The organism is Staphylococcus sp. GDH8C109P, assembly GCF_017893405.1.
Lineage (GTDB): Bacteria > Bacillota > Bacilli > Staphylococcales > Staphylococcaceae > Staphylococcus > Staphylococcus cohnii.
The window spans coordinates 237,454-251,626 of the sequence record NZ_JAESMX010000001.1; the positions used below are offsets into that span (position 1 = coordinate 237,454).

Below are 14,173 nucleotides of genomic sequence, written 5' to 3' on the forward strand. Positions count from 1 at the left end.
TATCATGATTCAATCTATAAACCACGTTACTTATTCTGTATCAGATATTAATAAGCCTATTGATTTCTATAAAGATATTCTGAAAGCTAATATTCTGTTAGAGAGTGGCAAAACAGCGTATTTCACTTTAGGTGGTTTGTGGCTAGCGCTTAATGAAGAAAAGGATATACCTAGAAATGAAATCCAATACTCATATACGCATATGGCTTTTGCAATAGAGGAAAGTGAATTTTACGAATGGTATCAGTGGTTAAATGGTAACGATGTGAATATATTAGAGGGGCGTACTAGAGATATAAGAGATAAAAAATCAATATACTTCACTGATCCAGACGGCCACAAGTTAGAACTACATACCGGTACATTACAAGATAGGTTAGATTATTATAAAGACGAAAAGGCACATATGAAATTTTATGGACAGGATGATGAAGATGAAGGATACAATGATAGTAGATGAAAGTATAAAGTTAAGAGATGCGTTTGATAATGATGCAAAAGAATATTTTAAAATTCCATTCAATAAAGAATTATTGGAAATGTATGGCTCTAATATGAATCCAAACAGAGAAAAATCATTAGATAAAGCACGATTATTAGTTAATGAGATAAAGACTAATCCATATGAATGGGTTATTGAATATAATGGTAAGTTTATCGGACAAGTTAGATTAACCTTTGACGATGAAAATAACAAAGCGAAATTTGCAATAGGTATATTTAACCCTCAGTATTGGAATAAAGGAATTGGAACAAAGGTTTCAAATGCAATATTGAACTTTGGTTTTTCTGAATTGAAACTTCACAGAATTTATTTGAAGGTACTTGCTTATAATAAAAGAGCTATTAAATCGTATGAAAATGTAGGGTTCAAAATTGAAGGTGAAGAGAGAGAAGGCGCTTATATTAACGGAAAATATGAAACTGATATTCACATGGGTATTTTAAAAAGTGAATATGAGCAATCAAACGTATAGTTATACGATTATTCATTTCTCGATGCAGCAGAGAGCGAATGTCAGAGAGAATACTTAAAGGAGTGATTTTTTGGTTAACTTTGCACATATAATCAATGATGAAAATCAAAAAGAAATTGTGAAAGGTCGTGAATTAACTGATAGAGATAGAAATAGTAAAGACTATTTTTGTCCTAATGAAAATTGTGAAACAAAATTAGCTTTGAATATAAAATCAAATGGTGAAAATTATTTTAGTGCAAATTATGATGGTTTTGACCACATAAAAAACTGTTGGGCAGAGAGTAAATATGCTAATCAAGTGATTTTACCCCCAAAGGATAAAAATATAAATGATTTCTTAAATAGTTTAAGTAAGTCAGAAGCCAGAAAAAGTGAAGAAAGCAAAAGTGAAAAATATTATATGGAAAATAATGTTACACATCGTAGAATGTCCACATTAAAAGATATTTTTTATTATTGTAAAAGTCATAATAAAGAAAATAATTTTGGTAATACTAAAATTAAATATATGTTTTTAGATAGTAGAACTAAAAACATGTACACAAAATTTATATACGAAGGAACTAAAGTGGTTATTGGAGATAGCATATTACCATTTAATCCTAAAGATGAAATGTTTACAATTAAATATAACAATAAATTTTATTTCAAGATAAATTTCATTAATAGTTCCGTTTTTAATAAATGCTATAAAAAGTTAAATTTAAAAGGCCGTAATTTAAAAGATGTTAACGTTATGGTATTAGGTGATTGGAAAAGAAGTGGTAATAATACTTTGGTAACATGTATTAAGAACTCAAAACAATTTTTAGATATTTCCTCTTTTATAAGTGATTAATGTATTTAACAAATTATTCATCTGTTTTAATTTTATGTTTACCTTTGAAAGGTGGGGATTATTTGAATAGACCATATTTTAAAAAAGGATTTATTGTTTTAGTTCTTTGCATACTTATAATCGGATACATATTAAGTAATATCGGTCACGAAAACAAATTAGAAGGATATTCAGTGGCTATTAACTTTTTTGGCATATTCGCTACATTTGGTGGTGCATATGTAGGGGCTAAAATAGCAGGGGATAATGCTAGAAAGCTTTACGAAAAACAAAAGAAGGAACAGGATGATAATACATATAAAAAGATTGACTTAATTGTTAACGTAAAGTTGATAAAAGTATATGATCATGCAGCAAAGTTCCAAAAATCTATAGAAGAAAATTATGAATATGATAAAAATAATGATACATTAATAGATATTAACGATGCGATTACTGGATATGCTGAACCAATAATAGAATTATTAGAAGATAGAGAAGTGCATAATGGTTCAAATAAAATGAAGGAAAAATTATTGGAAATGTATAATGAATGTAATAGATTAATTAATTATATTTTGAAGGTTGATATAGAGCAACCTGGATTACATACAGATGATAATTTTATGTTTTTAACCAAAGAAGAAAATGATAGAAGGATTAGCCTAGCACATACATATAAATCTGTGAAATTTGCTGAATATGTATTTGTAAAAGAAGCACTTGATGAAAAACTAGATAATATACTGCATTCAATTACAAAAGAGAACGTACTTGTAAATAATTTAGATATAAAAAATGGTGCAAAACGTAAATTTACTATAGATTTATAATTGCTCCTTAAAATAGTCGTATATACAAAAATAGTAATAAAAAGATAGTATTACTAATTAAAGGAATCTCACGCATACGGGAATGAATACGTAAATGTTGCCCCAAAAATATGTTGTTTTTGCAATTTTAACATTTTACACCAACCTAGTAAGACAATGTAAACGTTGAATTGACAACACTTATAGCGATTTTCAAATGTGTACATAATCGCTTTAATCAACTCCCGCCGTCTCCATATCCGAGCTCTCAACCACAACGGTTGAGGGTTTTTTTCATGTATAAAAATTTTGAAATTTATTGAGAGTTATTCTAGAAAGATACGTGCGTAATTATCATAGCATAGTAGATATTTATAAGAATTAATCACATAATATGGATGAACTTCAATATATGAACTTAGAATCGATTGTAAAGGGCATTACAACAGTATATAACTAAAGTACAACAGAGTATTAAATTGTGATGGTGGGATGATAACAACCATACAGAGAACGTTATAGCTGATGTAATGGGCATAAGTGAATTAACGTTAAGACAAGCAAAAGAAGTGATATTAAAACGTGTTGCGAAAGCAGTTGACTTTGTGTGATGTATGACAAAAAAACAGTTAAAAAGTTTATATTAAATTACCACAAGACAATGAATAATAGTAATGAGTGTGACGAAGATGTAACTGTGGGTGACTTTTTTAGTGTGGATGATCAAGCTGAATCGCATGAGATAGATAATAGTAATATTGAAGAAAGTATATTTTATAATGAAATAGAAACATTAATTGAGCAAGTGGCCACAGACAAGGAGTTTTACATGTTTTGGCTTTTAGCAGAAGGCAAGACTTATAAAGAAGTGGGACGTATATTTGAAGTATCAGATAAGAGAGTACAACAAGTATTTGATAGGGTATTAGATAAGGTAGTGGAAGGGTAAGCACTTATGTGCTCGCCCTATTTTTTTATATTTATTCACCTAAATAAGCTAGGGCTATTTTTGTTCGGTACATGTTCTGTCTTTTTATTAATTTCTTTTATCTTATAATGGTATATAAAAGGGTTATAAGGTATGTATGGAAAATTTAAAACTAGATTTTAATAAATTGAAATTCTTAGCAGAAGATAAAAATAAAGAGCTAATAGAGTTACATAAGCATGGTAGATTCTTTAAAACGGTTGCAAGAGATGCTGGATATGTACCTGAATACGCTTTGAAAGCAGTTGTATGTAAATATCATTTTGGAGTTTATCCTGACCATTTAAAAGGGTATAAAACTCATAAATTAGATGTATTATTAAAAAAAGCCAATTTAACTAATGAATTTAAGAACGAGCAAAGAGGCAATCCAAAGTTTAAAGCGAGTTGGTCGTCTATTTCAAATTGGACATCAGAGTTAAGATATAACACAGAAATAACTAAACAACATGCCAGTAGATATATGAATGCTTTAAACAATGAAAACGGAGGTGTTTACAAATGGATCAAGAAACACTGGTAAGGAAACATTCTAATGAGTTTAAAAATATTACAAATTTGCTTTTAAAAAAATATCCAGATATTGAAATGATATTTTTTTTACCTAACTTCAGAAGTGAAACAGAGTTTAACTACAATGATTACACATTATTTATTAGTGCTAAAAGTTTTGATGATATATATGATTTTGATGTGTATTTGAAAATATTTAATTTATTTAATGATAATTTAACTGATAAAGAAAATGACTTGATTAGTCGTATAACTAAATTCAATACAGATAGTAACGAACGCCAGAGCATTAAAAAGTTTATTAGAAACGATTCTTCTTTAGTAAACTTAAAAGATAATTACCTCAACAATATTAAATTGCCTGATGGTTTATTGACTTTGTCATTGTAATAAAAAAGTACTTTATAAAAAAATTAAGGGGTACAACAAGTGAATCAAAAATATGAAATAGATTTACATTATAAAAATGGTTATTTTAAAATAGAAAGTCACTTTGGGCTTAATTTAAATGTTGTTGAAGAGATGCACGATACTGACATCAAGTCATTTTATTTTGATTCCGATTTTGTGAACACTGACTTCAAAGAAGAACAAAATTGGGCCCTTAATTATTTATTATTGGATATATATAATGGAACACGAATTGCATGTGGTTTAAAACCTTTTGAACCAATTCATAATAGAGATAACATTTTAAATATTCAAAATCATATTTTCGCTTATAAAGTTATAAATAATATAACTCTAAAAAATTTAAATTTTTCTCCCGATGAATCAAATTTCAAAATAGCTCTTAGAATGGCAATGAGAAATAAAACTGTTAGAGATTTGTTAATATTATTGAATAAAGTTAGTCACTTTGATGAAAATACTCTTATCAATTATTATAAAATATTTGATTTTGTAGATTCGTATGTAAAATTAGTAGAAAAATATCAAGGTGAGATATTAGAAATTTCGAGTATCTATAAAAGTGATAATGAAGTAATAAAAAATATAAAAAATACTTATGATGACCTAAAAAAGATATTAAAAGAATTAAAAGCTTTTAAAAGAATAACAAACAATTATTTAAGTGTTGGATTGGTTTCTAGACATGGTTTGCTAACTCAAACGCCTAAAAATGAAGATATTGATTTTGTGAAAATCTTTAATTTATGCATAAATTCCATTAGATATATAATAAGAATGAATTACTTATCTTCTTATTATAACTTTGATTATTTAGTTAACTTTGATTTAGAAAATAAAAATAATAAAAATAAACCCACCTAAACGAATAGGTGGGTTATTTTTCAATGACAATTGTATATACGGCACATATAAAAGTTTTCAAAAGGCTACACTCCTCCTAAAAAAGAAAAATATATAAGGCACAGTGGAGTGCCCTGAAATTAAGACTTGCTAAATTTTTTTTCTAATTTTTCTTTATTGTCAAATGGTAATACATCAACATTATATTGGGATAACATGGTTGCTACGGAATCACTTATTTCATCTTCGTTTTCTGTAATAATATTTAACCTAGCATTAGAATCGTACATTTTACTTCTATAATCTTCAACATCATCCCAATCAAAAAGAGCATTTTTGGCACTATTCTTGTTAATTTGTTTAATAGTTTTAACATACTCTGTTGTTTTACCTGGAAACACAGCTTCAAAGTTATGAGTAAGTTTTGATTTTCCTTCTACTTTAAATTCAGGAAAAACGTTGGGATAGATATCTCTATTTCTTAAAAAGTATTGTATGACTTCATCTCTAAAGAGAGATTTTATATTATCTTTTTTCAAAATAGCTAAATTGCTGATTTCTGATATCGCTAAAACGTAATCATGTATCGCTTGAGGTAATTTTTTTCTAGTGGTAAATTGTTGAATTTTGTTGTTTTCTAATACTAAACCATTACTCTCGATTATATTTTTAAGGAACTGATACTTTTTTTGTTTTTTATGACTAGTTAAATCTATGCCAAATTGTTCCATGTTCCATAAAGTTTCTCCATAATCTGTTAGTAGATATTCATTATTATAATTAGAAATATTTACTGAAATTGAATCTCCAAAATAATCGATTACTGGTGAATAAAATTCAATACTTTCATTTTTTAAAGGTATGAATTTAGATTCTTTTTTCAAGTAATCAAAGTATTCCTTGCTAATAGATTTAATTTCTTTGTCATACATAGTATCACCACCCTAAAAATAAATTAGATTCAATATTAATATTATCATGGTGGATAGTTTTTGTATATTTTAGTAAGGTAAATAACTGGGTTACGAAATCTGAATTATTTTCAAATACTTTATAAGGTAAAGGGTAAGCTATCATATAAGTAGAACCATCATTCTTTTTCTTATATTCTGATTCGGAAAAAACGTTTATTCTATTGCCTCTAATTATTTTATTATTTGAATTTTTATGAAATCCATCATTTAAGTTAATACGTAGTAAATTTAAGTTGTATTGTGACTCTCTAAAATTTAATGTTATTTTCCCAGGTTTAACAAAATAATTTAAAATAAAAGAAGTTTCTGTTTTAGAAGAAGTGATATTTATATAACCTTTGCAATTTTCTTCTAATTTAATATTGTGTTTTACTAAAATTTCTTTGGTTAAATTTAATAATATCCCAGCTTCTTTATCAGTTAATTTTATATCCATCCCTCAAACTCCAATCTTCATGCAATTAGTTGATAATCAATTATTAGGCAATTCTATTAATTATTAACTTAATTGTACTATACTTAAAAATTAATATTGATAACAAAAAGTTATGATTAAACCTAAAATTTGTGAATTTACTTATATCATATGTTGATATGAAAAGGTTATGATTTAGTTTGATTTAAATTAATGGTCATTTTTCGAAGTGGTTGTTTTTATGTATTGCTATGTTATAAAATATGAGATTTATAAAAGTTTATTGGCTCAGTTTATATTAAATTTATTCTGAAAATTCAATATCATCGTAAGCATTAGTCCAATGATGTGGCTGTAAATCATATAGATTTTTGTATTGGAGTTGTTCATTATCAGTTGTTATACCAACTTTAATTTTATTTCCCCAATATAGTAATCTTTCTTGGCATGTACCACATGGGGTAAGTGTTTTAAAATCACTATATTCATCATCTCTTACAACACAAATTGAATGAGTTATTATATCTTGATACTTATGTGCTTCTAGTATTGCCCCTGTTTCAATACACAATGCACTAGAAGCGTTTATAATTTCTGGTGCAACTGATGTATATGTGTTTCCATTTTTCGAATACATTGCAGCTGCGCCACCCCATCCGTTTGGATAACGTTCTTTGATTAAGGATTTAGCATCTTCGAAAAGTTTTTGTTCAATATTCATAAACATACCTCCAATAAATATTTGTATAAATCAATACTACTATAGTTAAAAACAAATAGGGGATGCTTTTTAAAATATGTATTGATGATTATTGGACACTAAACGAAAAAAACTATATGCATATTCATTTCTCGATGCAGCACAGAGCGAATATCAGAACTATATTATGGACATATAATGTATGTTTAGTTATGTAATAAGAGCTATTACTCAAAAATGAGTATGTGTTTTAGTTAAACAAAAGTGTCTAACACAATGGTTGAGGACTTTTTTCATGTGTAAAAATTTTGAAATTATTTGAGAGTTATTTTAGAAAGATAACTGCGTAATTATCACAGCATGGTTGATTCTTATAAGAATCAACCTAGTGATATGGATGAACTTCAATATATGAACCTAGAATCGATTGTAAAGGGCATTACAGAGGTATATAACAATAGCCAAGTAATAGTACAAAAGATTATTAAATTGTCACGGTGGGACGTTTATTTGAAGTATCAGATAAGAAAGTGAAACAAGTATTTGATAGGGTGTTGGATAAAATAGTGGAAGGGTAAGCACTTATGTGTTTGCTCTATTTTTTATGTTATCATTTAAATAAATTATTCCGATGCTCAACGTCAATAAAGCAAAATAAATTAGTGATATAAAAGTGATTAATATTAAAAAATTGAATTACTTTTTTTCATAATATATCTAAAGGGGGATTTTGCATTGGTACTTGAAGGAGCGATGTTACAAGTTAAAAAGAATATGGAAAATGAATTTGAGGAATCTTTTAGAGAAGCCTCTAGTATTATTAGTTCGATGAAAGGTTATATAAATCATTCGTTAAATAAGTGTTTTGAAGAAGAAGGTAAGTATTTGTTATTGGTTGAGTGGGAAACATTAGAAGATCATACAATAGGTTTTCGTGAGTCTGAAGAATATACAAATTGGAAGTCTTTATTGCATTGTTATTATGAACCTTTTCCAGTAGTTGAACATTTTTACAAAATAGAAGTTTAAGTGATTTAATTAGGTTATTTGTACCACAATTGTGATATATAAATTACAACAGATTATTAAATTGTAATGGTGGGACCGTATATTTGAAGTATCAGATGAGAAAGTAAAACAAGTTTTTGATAGGGTATTGGATTGATTATCGATGGTAAGCACTTATGTGCTTGCTTTATTTTTTGTGTTAAAATAAAATTGTTTCGTGCTCAACGTCAATAAAACAATTATATTGAAATTTAAAGAATGGGTGATTTTTTGAAGATTAATCCTGAATTGGACACAAATTTTTTTATATCTATTTGGTTAAATATTTTATTTTTATTTGGTCTTATTTTTATTACACAATTAGAAAATTTGTTTGTATTAATACCTTATGTTCTTGTAATGGGTGTAAATTCAATATACTTAGTTATTAAAGCAATGAAAATTAGAAATAATCGCAGTTTATAAATGTTTTGTATAGTGAATTGAATATTTTTGTCTTTTTATTAAGTCAAACACACATGTTTATGGACGGTTAATTTTTCATTTATATAAGCGACAGGCGTTTTGTTATATTGACATGATGGAAATGGATTAACCAGAATTAGTTTAAAGGGTATTGTAGAGATAATATAACCCCACCTTAATAGGTGGGGGTGTTTTATAAAAATATATAAGGCAGAGATGACTGCTACAAATCAGACTAATTAATTGGTTCTACTTCATCTAAAATTTCATCTTGTCTTTTTTCCATTGCCTCATACTCACTTTCACTAACACCATCTTCGTACATCTTGTCAGAAAGATCAAAATATTCTTTTTGTAATTTTTCTTCTTTTTCTTCTTGTTGTTTAACCCACTCATTTTGATCATTAACCCATTTTTCATGAGATGATTGTTCTTCGGGAGTCCGATAAACTCCATTATTTTCATAATCATATCTTTTCTCTTGTTGAGTATTCTGTTCTGCTTGTTGAGTTTGTTGTGTATTAGCGCTAGTTTGCTCTTCAGTGTTAACCTGTTGTGAATTGTTATTATATTGACCTTGATTATCTGAGTTAGTTTGTTGGTGATCGTTATTTTGAAATTGCTTGTCATTATTAGCAATTTGTTTATCACTATTTGATTTGTATTTGCTATTATCTTTTTTAGCTTTCTTTTCATCATTTGAATTCTTATTACTTGATGACTTCGTTTCTTTCTTTTCTTCTGATTTACTTTCTTCATTATTTCCACATGCTGCTAATATTAAAAAACTTGCTAATAACAAAAATAAAACTTTCTTCATTTAATGCTCTCCTTTAAAAATAATATATTTACTTAATTGTACTATACATAAAAAATGAAAGTGATAATAAAAAGTTATGATGATTATTATTTTTTGTGAAAATACTTATAGTTATATGTAAATCAAATGCGATTATTGTACATCAAACGAATAACTTATATGTTTATACATTTTTTGATGCAACATAGACGAATGTTAGGAACAAAATTACTCAATGGCAAAGGCTTATGCTTACTCTAAGCGTTATATCATTTGGAATTATTGGATGAATGTAACGGAAAAATTTAGAAGTTAAAAACATATACATACTAAAATACGACAGAAAAAATCGATTTTTTAAATAACACATAAGGAGCATTAATGGCCGGAAAAATTTAGAATTTTATTCACGGAGAACATTATATAAAGTATCTAATTTGCAATGCTAAGTAATTAGTTGGATAATTAATTTATAATACTTACACAGGGTGAATATAGATGGACGAAATTTTTGTTTTTAAAATAAAAACGAACGATGGAAATATGTTTCGTGAGTATGTAGAAAATATTTGGCAAATTAGTGAAGCAGTGGCGTTAAAAAGGTTTGAAAAAGCAATTAACAAACATGAATACTTTTACTTAAAAGACAGTGGTAGATATATCAATGTGAGTAATATTATTTCAATAGACGTAGAACTATTGAAATAAAACAATAACATTATATATAGCAGAGTATTTAAATTATCGGTGTGAAATATAAGTATATTGATATCATGAATTGTTTTTTAAGATTTATACGTAGAGTTAAACTATAGAATCAATATAAAATCAATACGTAGTATTATGAAAATTGGTAACTTAGTGTGCTTAATTAATAAGAAATATTTTATAATCCAATATGGATATTGCTCAAAAGGAGCTAGAAAATTGAAAAAGATAATAATGTTAATGAGCTTGTATATTGTTGTGAAATTTGCTTCATCTGCGACAAAATTTTTAAATAATATAAGATGCGGAAATAAAAAAAGTTTTACACCGAATCCACAGTTTTTAAAAAAGGAAGATGGCTTAACTGATAAAAACATTCTTTTTTTAGGTTCTTCAATTACATATGGTGCGGCTTCTCATGGGATTTCATTTGTTGAATTTTTAAATATAGAATCTAATATGAACACAACGAAAGAAGCAATTTCGGGTACAAGTTTGGCAGGAACAGAAAAAAATTCATATGTCCAAAGGATTAAAAAAGAGGAGTTGAGTAAAGCCAAATATGATTTGTTGGTTTGTCAGTTATCGACAAATGACGGTAGGTTAAATAAGTCTATAGGTGAAATAAAAAAAGAGTACGACATTGACGCCTTTGATGTAAAAACAACAATCGGCGCAATGGAATATATTATTAGTTACGCTAAATTAACTTGGGACATCCCCGTATTATTTTATACATGTATTAGAAAAACAGATCCTTATTATGAATTCTTGGTAGATAATTTATATAAACTAAAAGAAAAATGGGATATTGAAATTTTAGATGTTTGGGGCAATCAATGGGCAAATGAACAAATGAAATATGATAATACACTTTTTGCTGATGATGCACACCCGACTTTAAAAGGCTACCGCTATATTTATACACCACTTTTTAAAGAAAAGATAAAAAATATATTGACTAAAGAAATATAAAAATGAACTACTTTTTACGAATCAGAAAAGCTAGCAGTTCATTTTGGATTTAATGCAGAAGGATAGGCAAATGAATGCCTATCCTTTTTAATTATCCAGTATTTATTTTTTAGGAAAAATGAACAAAGTAAAAATACTTAAGACAATAGAAATTATAGCTAGATAAACTGGTGCATTTATATTTTGAGTGTAAAAATAACCAGCAATAATTGGTGCTATTAAAGTACCTAGAGAGGTAAAAGTAGAGTTTATTGAACCTGCTAAGCCTTGTTTGTTTTGAACTAATTTTGATAGATACACTGTTATAGTAGGGCGTATGATATCAAATCCAATAAATATAATCCAACTTATTAATATGAGGGATATCACAGAATTTAAGAATAATAAGCTAAATAGTATGACGATCGAATACATTGAACTAATAGTAATAATCGAAAGTTCACTTAAATACTTTGAAATTTTAGGATATAGAAAATATTGAATAAAAGCGCCTAGCAAAGATCCACCTATAATAGCGGCAGCTATATTAATTGATGTAAACGCAGCTTTATCGACTAAGTATAATGGATAAAGTTCTTCTATAGCAGCTAGTCCAAATGCCAATAAAAATATAATTATAGAAGGTAATAAATATAGCTTTAAGTCCTTAAATTTTATTTTGAAATTTTTATTTTTTGGTACATGTTCATTTTTAATATTTGGAATACTTAACTTTAAATTTAAAACTAACATGATCATGCCTATTACCATAGCTATAAAATAAGGTAATCTTATGTGGATTGATGAAAACAGCGCTCCTATACCTGGTCCAATGATAAAGCCCAATGATGTTATAGCTGAAAATGTGCCGAAATTTTTATCACGATTTTTTTCATCAGAGATATCTCCGATAATGCCAATAATAGATGCAGTCATTAAGGCAGCACTTATGCCTCCCAATACTCTGGAAACAAAGAGTGTATAAAAATCCATACCTATCCCGAATAAGCATTCTGAAATTATATAGAATAACAATCCAAACGATAGAAAGTGTTTTTTGGGGTACTTGTCAGAAAAGTATCCAATTATAAGTGAACAAATCATTTGGAAAAAAGAAAAAACTGCAATAAGTATTCCAAAAGCATTTCCAGTTATAGATAAATCTTTAATTATTAAAGGTAAACTTGGGACGACTAGTCCTATGCCAGTAAATGCCAAAAAAATATTGATATAAAGTGGAATAATTAAACTTCTTTTAATCATTGAAACTCCTTAATGGAATAAATGATTAAAAGTAAGATTTCAATCATATATTGTTTGCATATTTATATAATTGATTGATTTAATCATTTATTCCTCCTGTTGTTTTAGTTTTAATTTGAATTATTAACGTATTTTTTCTGACTAACATAAAAACTCCTCCTTTTGATGATTATATTATACAATGTTTTATTTTTTACGAAAATAATAACTTGGAATATTTCTATTTATTTAAAAAGTATGGTTAAAACTATATTAGTTTATATATCCAACTGGATTTTAAGTGAAAAAAGATAACAATATTGTAAGTACACTTAATTCATTTTGATTGATAAAATAATTTTATATAACGAAAGGAATGATTATAAATGAAGAAGATATTGGTTTTAATGCCAGTCGTAATACTAGGTTTAGCAATAATATTAATAGGAATGTACGTAGTGTCAAATGGAAAAAAACAAGAAGGAGAAATAGCTGGTTTAATTGATCAAATTAACCCTTTAGTTAAAGAGGAAAGTAGTTATATAAAAACAAAAAAACCAGATAAATTTTTGGAATATGATAGAGCTAGTTATACACAAAAAGCATATGATAAGCAAGGTGAAAGTAGAAATCTTACTTTCACAGCTGCTCAAAGTTTAAAGCTAGATAGATATTTGAAAATAACCCATAAGGGAGCTCATGTAGCTACATATGAAGAAGTTAACAAACAGGATATACCTAAAAAAGCAATTAAAAAAATTGAAAAGTAAAAAATTATAAGTAGATAACTCACTTTAAAGGGACTTTCAAACAGTTCCTTTATTTTTTATTTATATCATTTTTTCAAATAGGATTTTTTTCCTCTAACTATTCTTTACTTGCTAAATTCATTGTTTAATTCTTCTTGAAAATGAAGAGTGTCGTTTTTAGCTAATTCAGTTGTATACTTATTCTTATTTGCATTTGATTTAATAAGTGTTGAATCAATAAATAAAGATGAGTAATTTATGACGTCTCCTGCGGGAATAGCATTAGCTGAAGACGACAGGCTAAGGCAGTGCCCGCGGAAAGCGTGCATAAAAAAACTGCCAACAAAGTCGAAGATTTTGTCGACAGTCTGTAGCCACCTATATAAGTTGGTTAATAATTTAAAAATTAAGTGACTAATGTGTTGATCCATAAGTATTAAGTAGTACAACACCCACAATAATGATAATAATTGAAAAGATACTCATTAAATTAATTTGTTCTTTGAATATCGCAACTGACACAATTGTTGTAAGAACCAAACCAAGTCCAGCCCAACTTGCATATGTAATATTTAATGGTAAATGTTGTAATGTTTTGCTTAAAAAATAAAAACTTGCAAGAAATGAAATAATTGTTGCCAAAGTTGGATAAAGTTTTGAAAATCCTTCTGATGATTTAAGAAATGCGCTGCCTATTACTTCTCCAACTATAGCTAAAATTAATAATAAATAAGGCATGATATTATCTCCTTTGTAATTGATAATTTCATTTTACTAGTTTAATCAATGAATAGT

The 14,173-nt window shown here is 27.3% G+C and carries 19 protein-coding genes; 13 read left to right on the plus strand and 6 right to left on the minus strand.

Features of this window, described 5'->3' with window-relative positions; genetic code table 11:
* Window positions 1-4 precede the first annotated feature (4 nt).
* The 8 genes from fosB (at window position 5) to KA867_RS01250 (ending at window position 5,385) form a co-directional block, all read left to right on the plus strand.
* Entirely contained in the window at window positions 5-460 is a 456-nt protein-coding gene (fosB, locus tag KA867_RS01215; RefSeq protein WP_210136802.1) for a FosB/FosD family fosfomycin resistance bacillithiol transferase, read from the plus strand.
* Entirely contained in the window at window positions 435-977 is a 543-nt protein-coding gene (locus KA867_RS01220) for a GNAT family N-acetyltransferase (RefSeq protein WP_210136803.1), read from the plus strand. The genes fosB and KA867_RS01220 overlap by 26 nt, the downstream gene beginning before the upstream one ends.
* 70 nt (window positions 978-1,047) lie before the next feature.
* Window positions 1,048-1,818: a hypothetical protein gene (locus KA867_RS01225; protein ID WP_210136804.1), complete on the plus strand. Its 771-nt coding sequence runs from the start codon at window positions 1,048-1,050 to the stop codon at window positions 1,816-1,818.
* Window positions 1,819-1,880: 62 nt separating this feature from the next.
* Complete coding sequence (locus KA867_RS01230) at window positions 1,881-2,630, plus strand: hypothetical protein (protein WP_210136805.1); 750 nt, start codon at window positions 1,881-1,883, stop codon at window positions 2,628-2,630.
* Window positions 2,631-3,219: 589 nt separating this feature from the next.
* Window positions 3,220-3,558 (plus strand): sigma-70 family RNA polymerase sigma factor, encoded by a 339-nt coding sequence (locus tag KA867_RS01235; protein WP_245355894.1) that lies wholly within the window; start codon window positions 3,220-3,222, stop codon window positions 3,556-3,558.
* A gap of 136 nt (window positions 3,559-3,694) precedes the next feature.
* Complete coding sequence (locus KA867_RS01240; RefSeq protein ID WP_210136807.1) at window positions 3,695-4,120, plus strand: hypothetical protein; 426 nt, start codon at window positions 3,695-3,697, stop codon at window positions 4,118-4,120.
* Window positions 4,099-4,500 (plus strand): hypothetical protein, encoded by a 402-nt coding sequence (locus KA867_RS01245; RefSeq protein ID WP_103161632.1) that lies wholly within the window; start codon window positions 4,099-4,101, stop codon window positions 4,498-4,500. The genes KA867_RS01240 and KA867_RS01245 overlap by 22 nt, the downstream gene beginning before the upstream one ends.
* 39 nt (window positions 4,501-4,539) lie before the next feature.
* Entirely contained in the window at window positions 4,540-5,385 is an 846-nt protein-coding gene (locus tag KA867_RS01250; RefSeq protein WP_210136808.1) for a hypothetical protein, read from the plus strand.
* A gap of 119 nt (window positions 5,386-5,504) precedes the next feature.
* On the opposite strand, the gene KA867_RS01255 is transcribed toward KA867_RS01250, so the two are convergent.
* The 3 genes from KA867_RS01255 to KA867_RS01265 all read right to left on the minus strand — a co-directional run bounded on the left by KA867_RS01255 (window position 5,505) and on the right by KA867_RS01265 (window position 7,474).
* Window positions 5,505-6,296, minus strand: coding sequence for a DUF1828 domain-containing protein (locus KA867_RS01255; RefSeq protein ID WP_103161659.1), 792 nt, complete (start codon window positions 6,294-6,296; stop codon window positions 5,505-5,507).
* Window positions 6,297-6,300: 4 nt separating this feature from the next.
* Entirely contained in the window at window positions 6,301-6,774 is a 474-nt protein-coding gene (locus tag KA867_RS01260) for a DUF6978 family protein (RefSeq protein WP_210136809.1), read from the minus strand.
* A gap of 283 nt (window positions 6,775-7,057) precedes the next feature.
* Window positions 7,058-7,474, minus strand: a complete 417-nt coding sequence (locus KA867_RS01265; RefSeq protein WP_210136810.1) for a cytidine deaminase — start codon at window positions 7,472-7,474, stop codon at window positions 7,058-7,060.
* 714 nt (window positions 7,475-8,188) lie between these two features.
* Between KA867_RS01265 and KA867_RS01270 the strand changes: the two genes are divergently transcribed.
* Together KA867_RS01270 and KA867_RS13360 are read left to right on the plus strand one after the other, a co-directional pair.
* Window positions 8,189-8,482 (plus strand): antibiotic biosynthesis monooxygenase family protein, encoded by a 294-nt coding sequence (locus KA867_RS01270; RefSeq protein WP_210136811.1) that lies wholly within the window; start codon window positions 8,189-8,191, stop codon window positions 8,480-8,482.
* 237 nt (window positions 8,483-8,719) lie between these two features.
* Window positions 8,720-8,926, plus strand: coding sequence for a hypothetical protein (locus KA867_RS13360; protein WP_245355886.1), 207 nt, complete (start codon window positions 8,720-8,722; stop codon window positions 8,924-8,926).
* A gap of 235 nt (window positions 8,927-9,161) precedes the next feature.
* Here the strand turns inward: KA867_RS13360 and KA867_RS01275 are convergent, their stop codons facing one another.
* A complete protein-coding gene (locus tag KA867_RS01275) occupies window positions 9,162-9,746 on the minus strand; it encodes a hypothetical protein (protein ID WP_210136812.1) in 585 nt (194 codons plus the stop codon).
* A gap of 477 nt (window positions 9,747-10,223) precedes the next feature.
* On the opposite strand from KA867_RS01275, the gene KA867_RS01280 reads away from it, so the two are divergent.
* Together KA867_RS01280 and KA867_RS01285 are read left to right on the plus strand one after the other, a co-directional pair.
* Window positions 10,224-10,433 carry a hypothetical protein gene (locus tag KA867_RS01280; RefSeq protein ID WP_210136813.1) on the plus strand — a complete coding sequence of 70 codons (210 nt, stop codon included), beginning with the start codon at window positions 10,224-10,226 and terminating at the stop codon, window positions 10,431-10,433.
* A gap of 219 nt (window positions 10,434-10,652) precedes the next feature.
* Window positions 10,653-11,408: an SGNH/GDSL hydrolase family protein gene (locus KA867_RS01285; protein ID WP_210136814.1), complete on the plus strand. Its 756-nt coding sequence runs from the start codon at window positions 10,653-10,655 to the stop codon at window positions 11,406-11,408.
* Window positions 11,409-11,510: 102 nt separating this feature from the next.
* Here the strand turns inward: KA867_RS01285 and KA867_RS01290 are convergent, their stop codons facing one another.
* A complete protein-coding gene (locus tag KA867_RS01290) occupies window positions 11,511-12,650 on the minus strand; it encodes an MFS transporter (RefSeq protein ID WP_210136815.1) in 1,140 nt (379 codons plus the stop codon).
* A gap of 365 nt (window positions 12,651-13,015) precedes the next feature.
* Here KA867_RS01290 and KA867_RS01295 point away from each other — a divergent pair, with 365 nt between their 5' ends.
* Entirely contained in the window at window positions 13,016-13,399 is a 384-nt protein-coding gene (locus KA867_RS01295; RefSeq protein WP_019467893.1) for a YxeA family protein, read from the plus strand.
* A gap of 393 nt (window positions 13,400-13,792) precedes the next feature.
* Here KA867_RS01295 and qac read toward each other — a convergent pair whose 3' ends face one another.
* Entirely contained in the window at window positions 13,793-14,116 is a 324-nt protein-coding gene (gene qac / locus KA867_RS01300) for a QacCGHJ group quaternary ammonium compound efflux SMR transporter (RefSeq protein ID WP_210136816.1), read from the minus strand.
* Window positions 14,117-14,173 lie beyond the last annotated feature (57 nt).

Coding starts and splice junctions, on each gene's coding strand:
- KA867_RS01280 (WP_210136813.1), top strand. CDS start 10,224: ATGGACGAAATTTTTGTTTTTAAAATAAAAACGAACGATGGAAATATG.
- KA867_RS01240 (WP_210136807.1), top strand. CDS start 3,695: ATGGAAAATTTAAAACTAGATTTTAATAAATTGAAATTCTTAGCAGAA.
- KA867_RS01265 (WP_210136810.1), bottom strand. CDS start 7,474: ATGAATATTGAACAAAAACTTTTCGAAGATGCTAAATCCTTAATCAAA.
- KA867_RS01220 (WP_210136803.1), top strand. CDS start 435: ATGAAGGATACAATGATAGTAGATGAAAGTATAAAGTTAAGAGATGCG.
- qac (WP_210136816.1), bottom strand. CDS start 14,116: ATGCCTTATTTATTATTAATTTTAGCTATAGTTGGAGAAGTAATAGGC.
- KA867_RS01295 (WP_019467893.1), top strand. CDS start 13,016: ATGAAGAAGATATTGGTTTTAATGCCAGTCGTAATACTAGGTTTAGCA.
- KA867_RS01245 (WP_103161632.1), top strand. CDS start 4,099: ATGGATCAAGAAACACTGGTAAGGAAACATTCTAATGAGTTTAAAAAT.
- KA867_RS01275 (WP_210136812.1), bottom strand. CDS start 9,746: ATGAAGAAAGTTTTATTTTTGTTATTAGCAAGTTTTTTAATATTAGCA.
- KA867_RS01260 (WP_210136809.1), bottom strand. CDS start 6,774: ATGGATATAAAATTAACTGATAAAGAAGCTGGGATATTATTAAATTTA.
- KA867_RS13360 (WP_245355886.1), top strand. CDS start 8,720: ATGGGTGATTTTTTGAAGATTAATCCTGAATTGGACACAAATTTTTTT.
- KA867_RS01290 (WP_210136815.1), bottom strand. CDS start 12,650: ATGATTAAAAGAAGTTTAATTATTCCACTTTATATCAATATTTTTTTG.
- fosB (WP_210136802.1), top strand. CDS start 5: ATGATTCAATCTATAAACCACGTTACTTATTCTGTATCAGATATTAAT.
- KA867_RS01255 (WP_103161659.1), bottom strand. CDS start 6,296: ATGTATGACAAAGAAATTAAATCTATTAGCAAGGAATACTTTGATTAC.
- KA867_RS01235 (WP_245355894.1), top strand. CDS start 3,220: ATGTATGACAAAAAAACAGTTAAAAAGTTTATATTAAATTACCACAAG.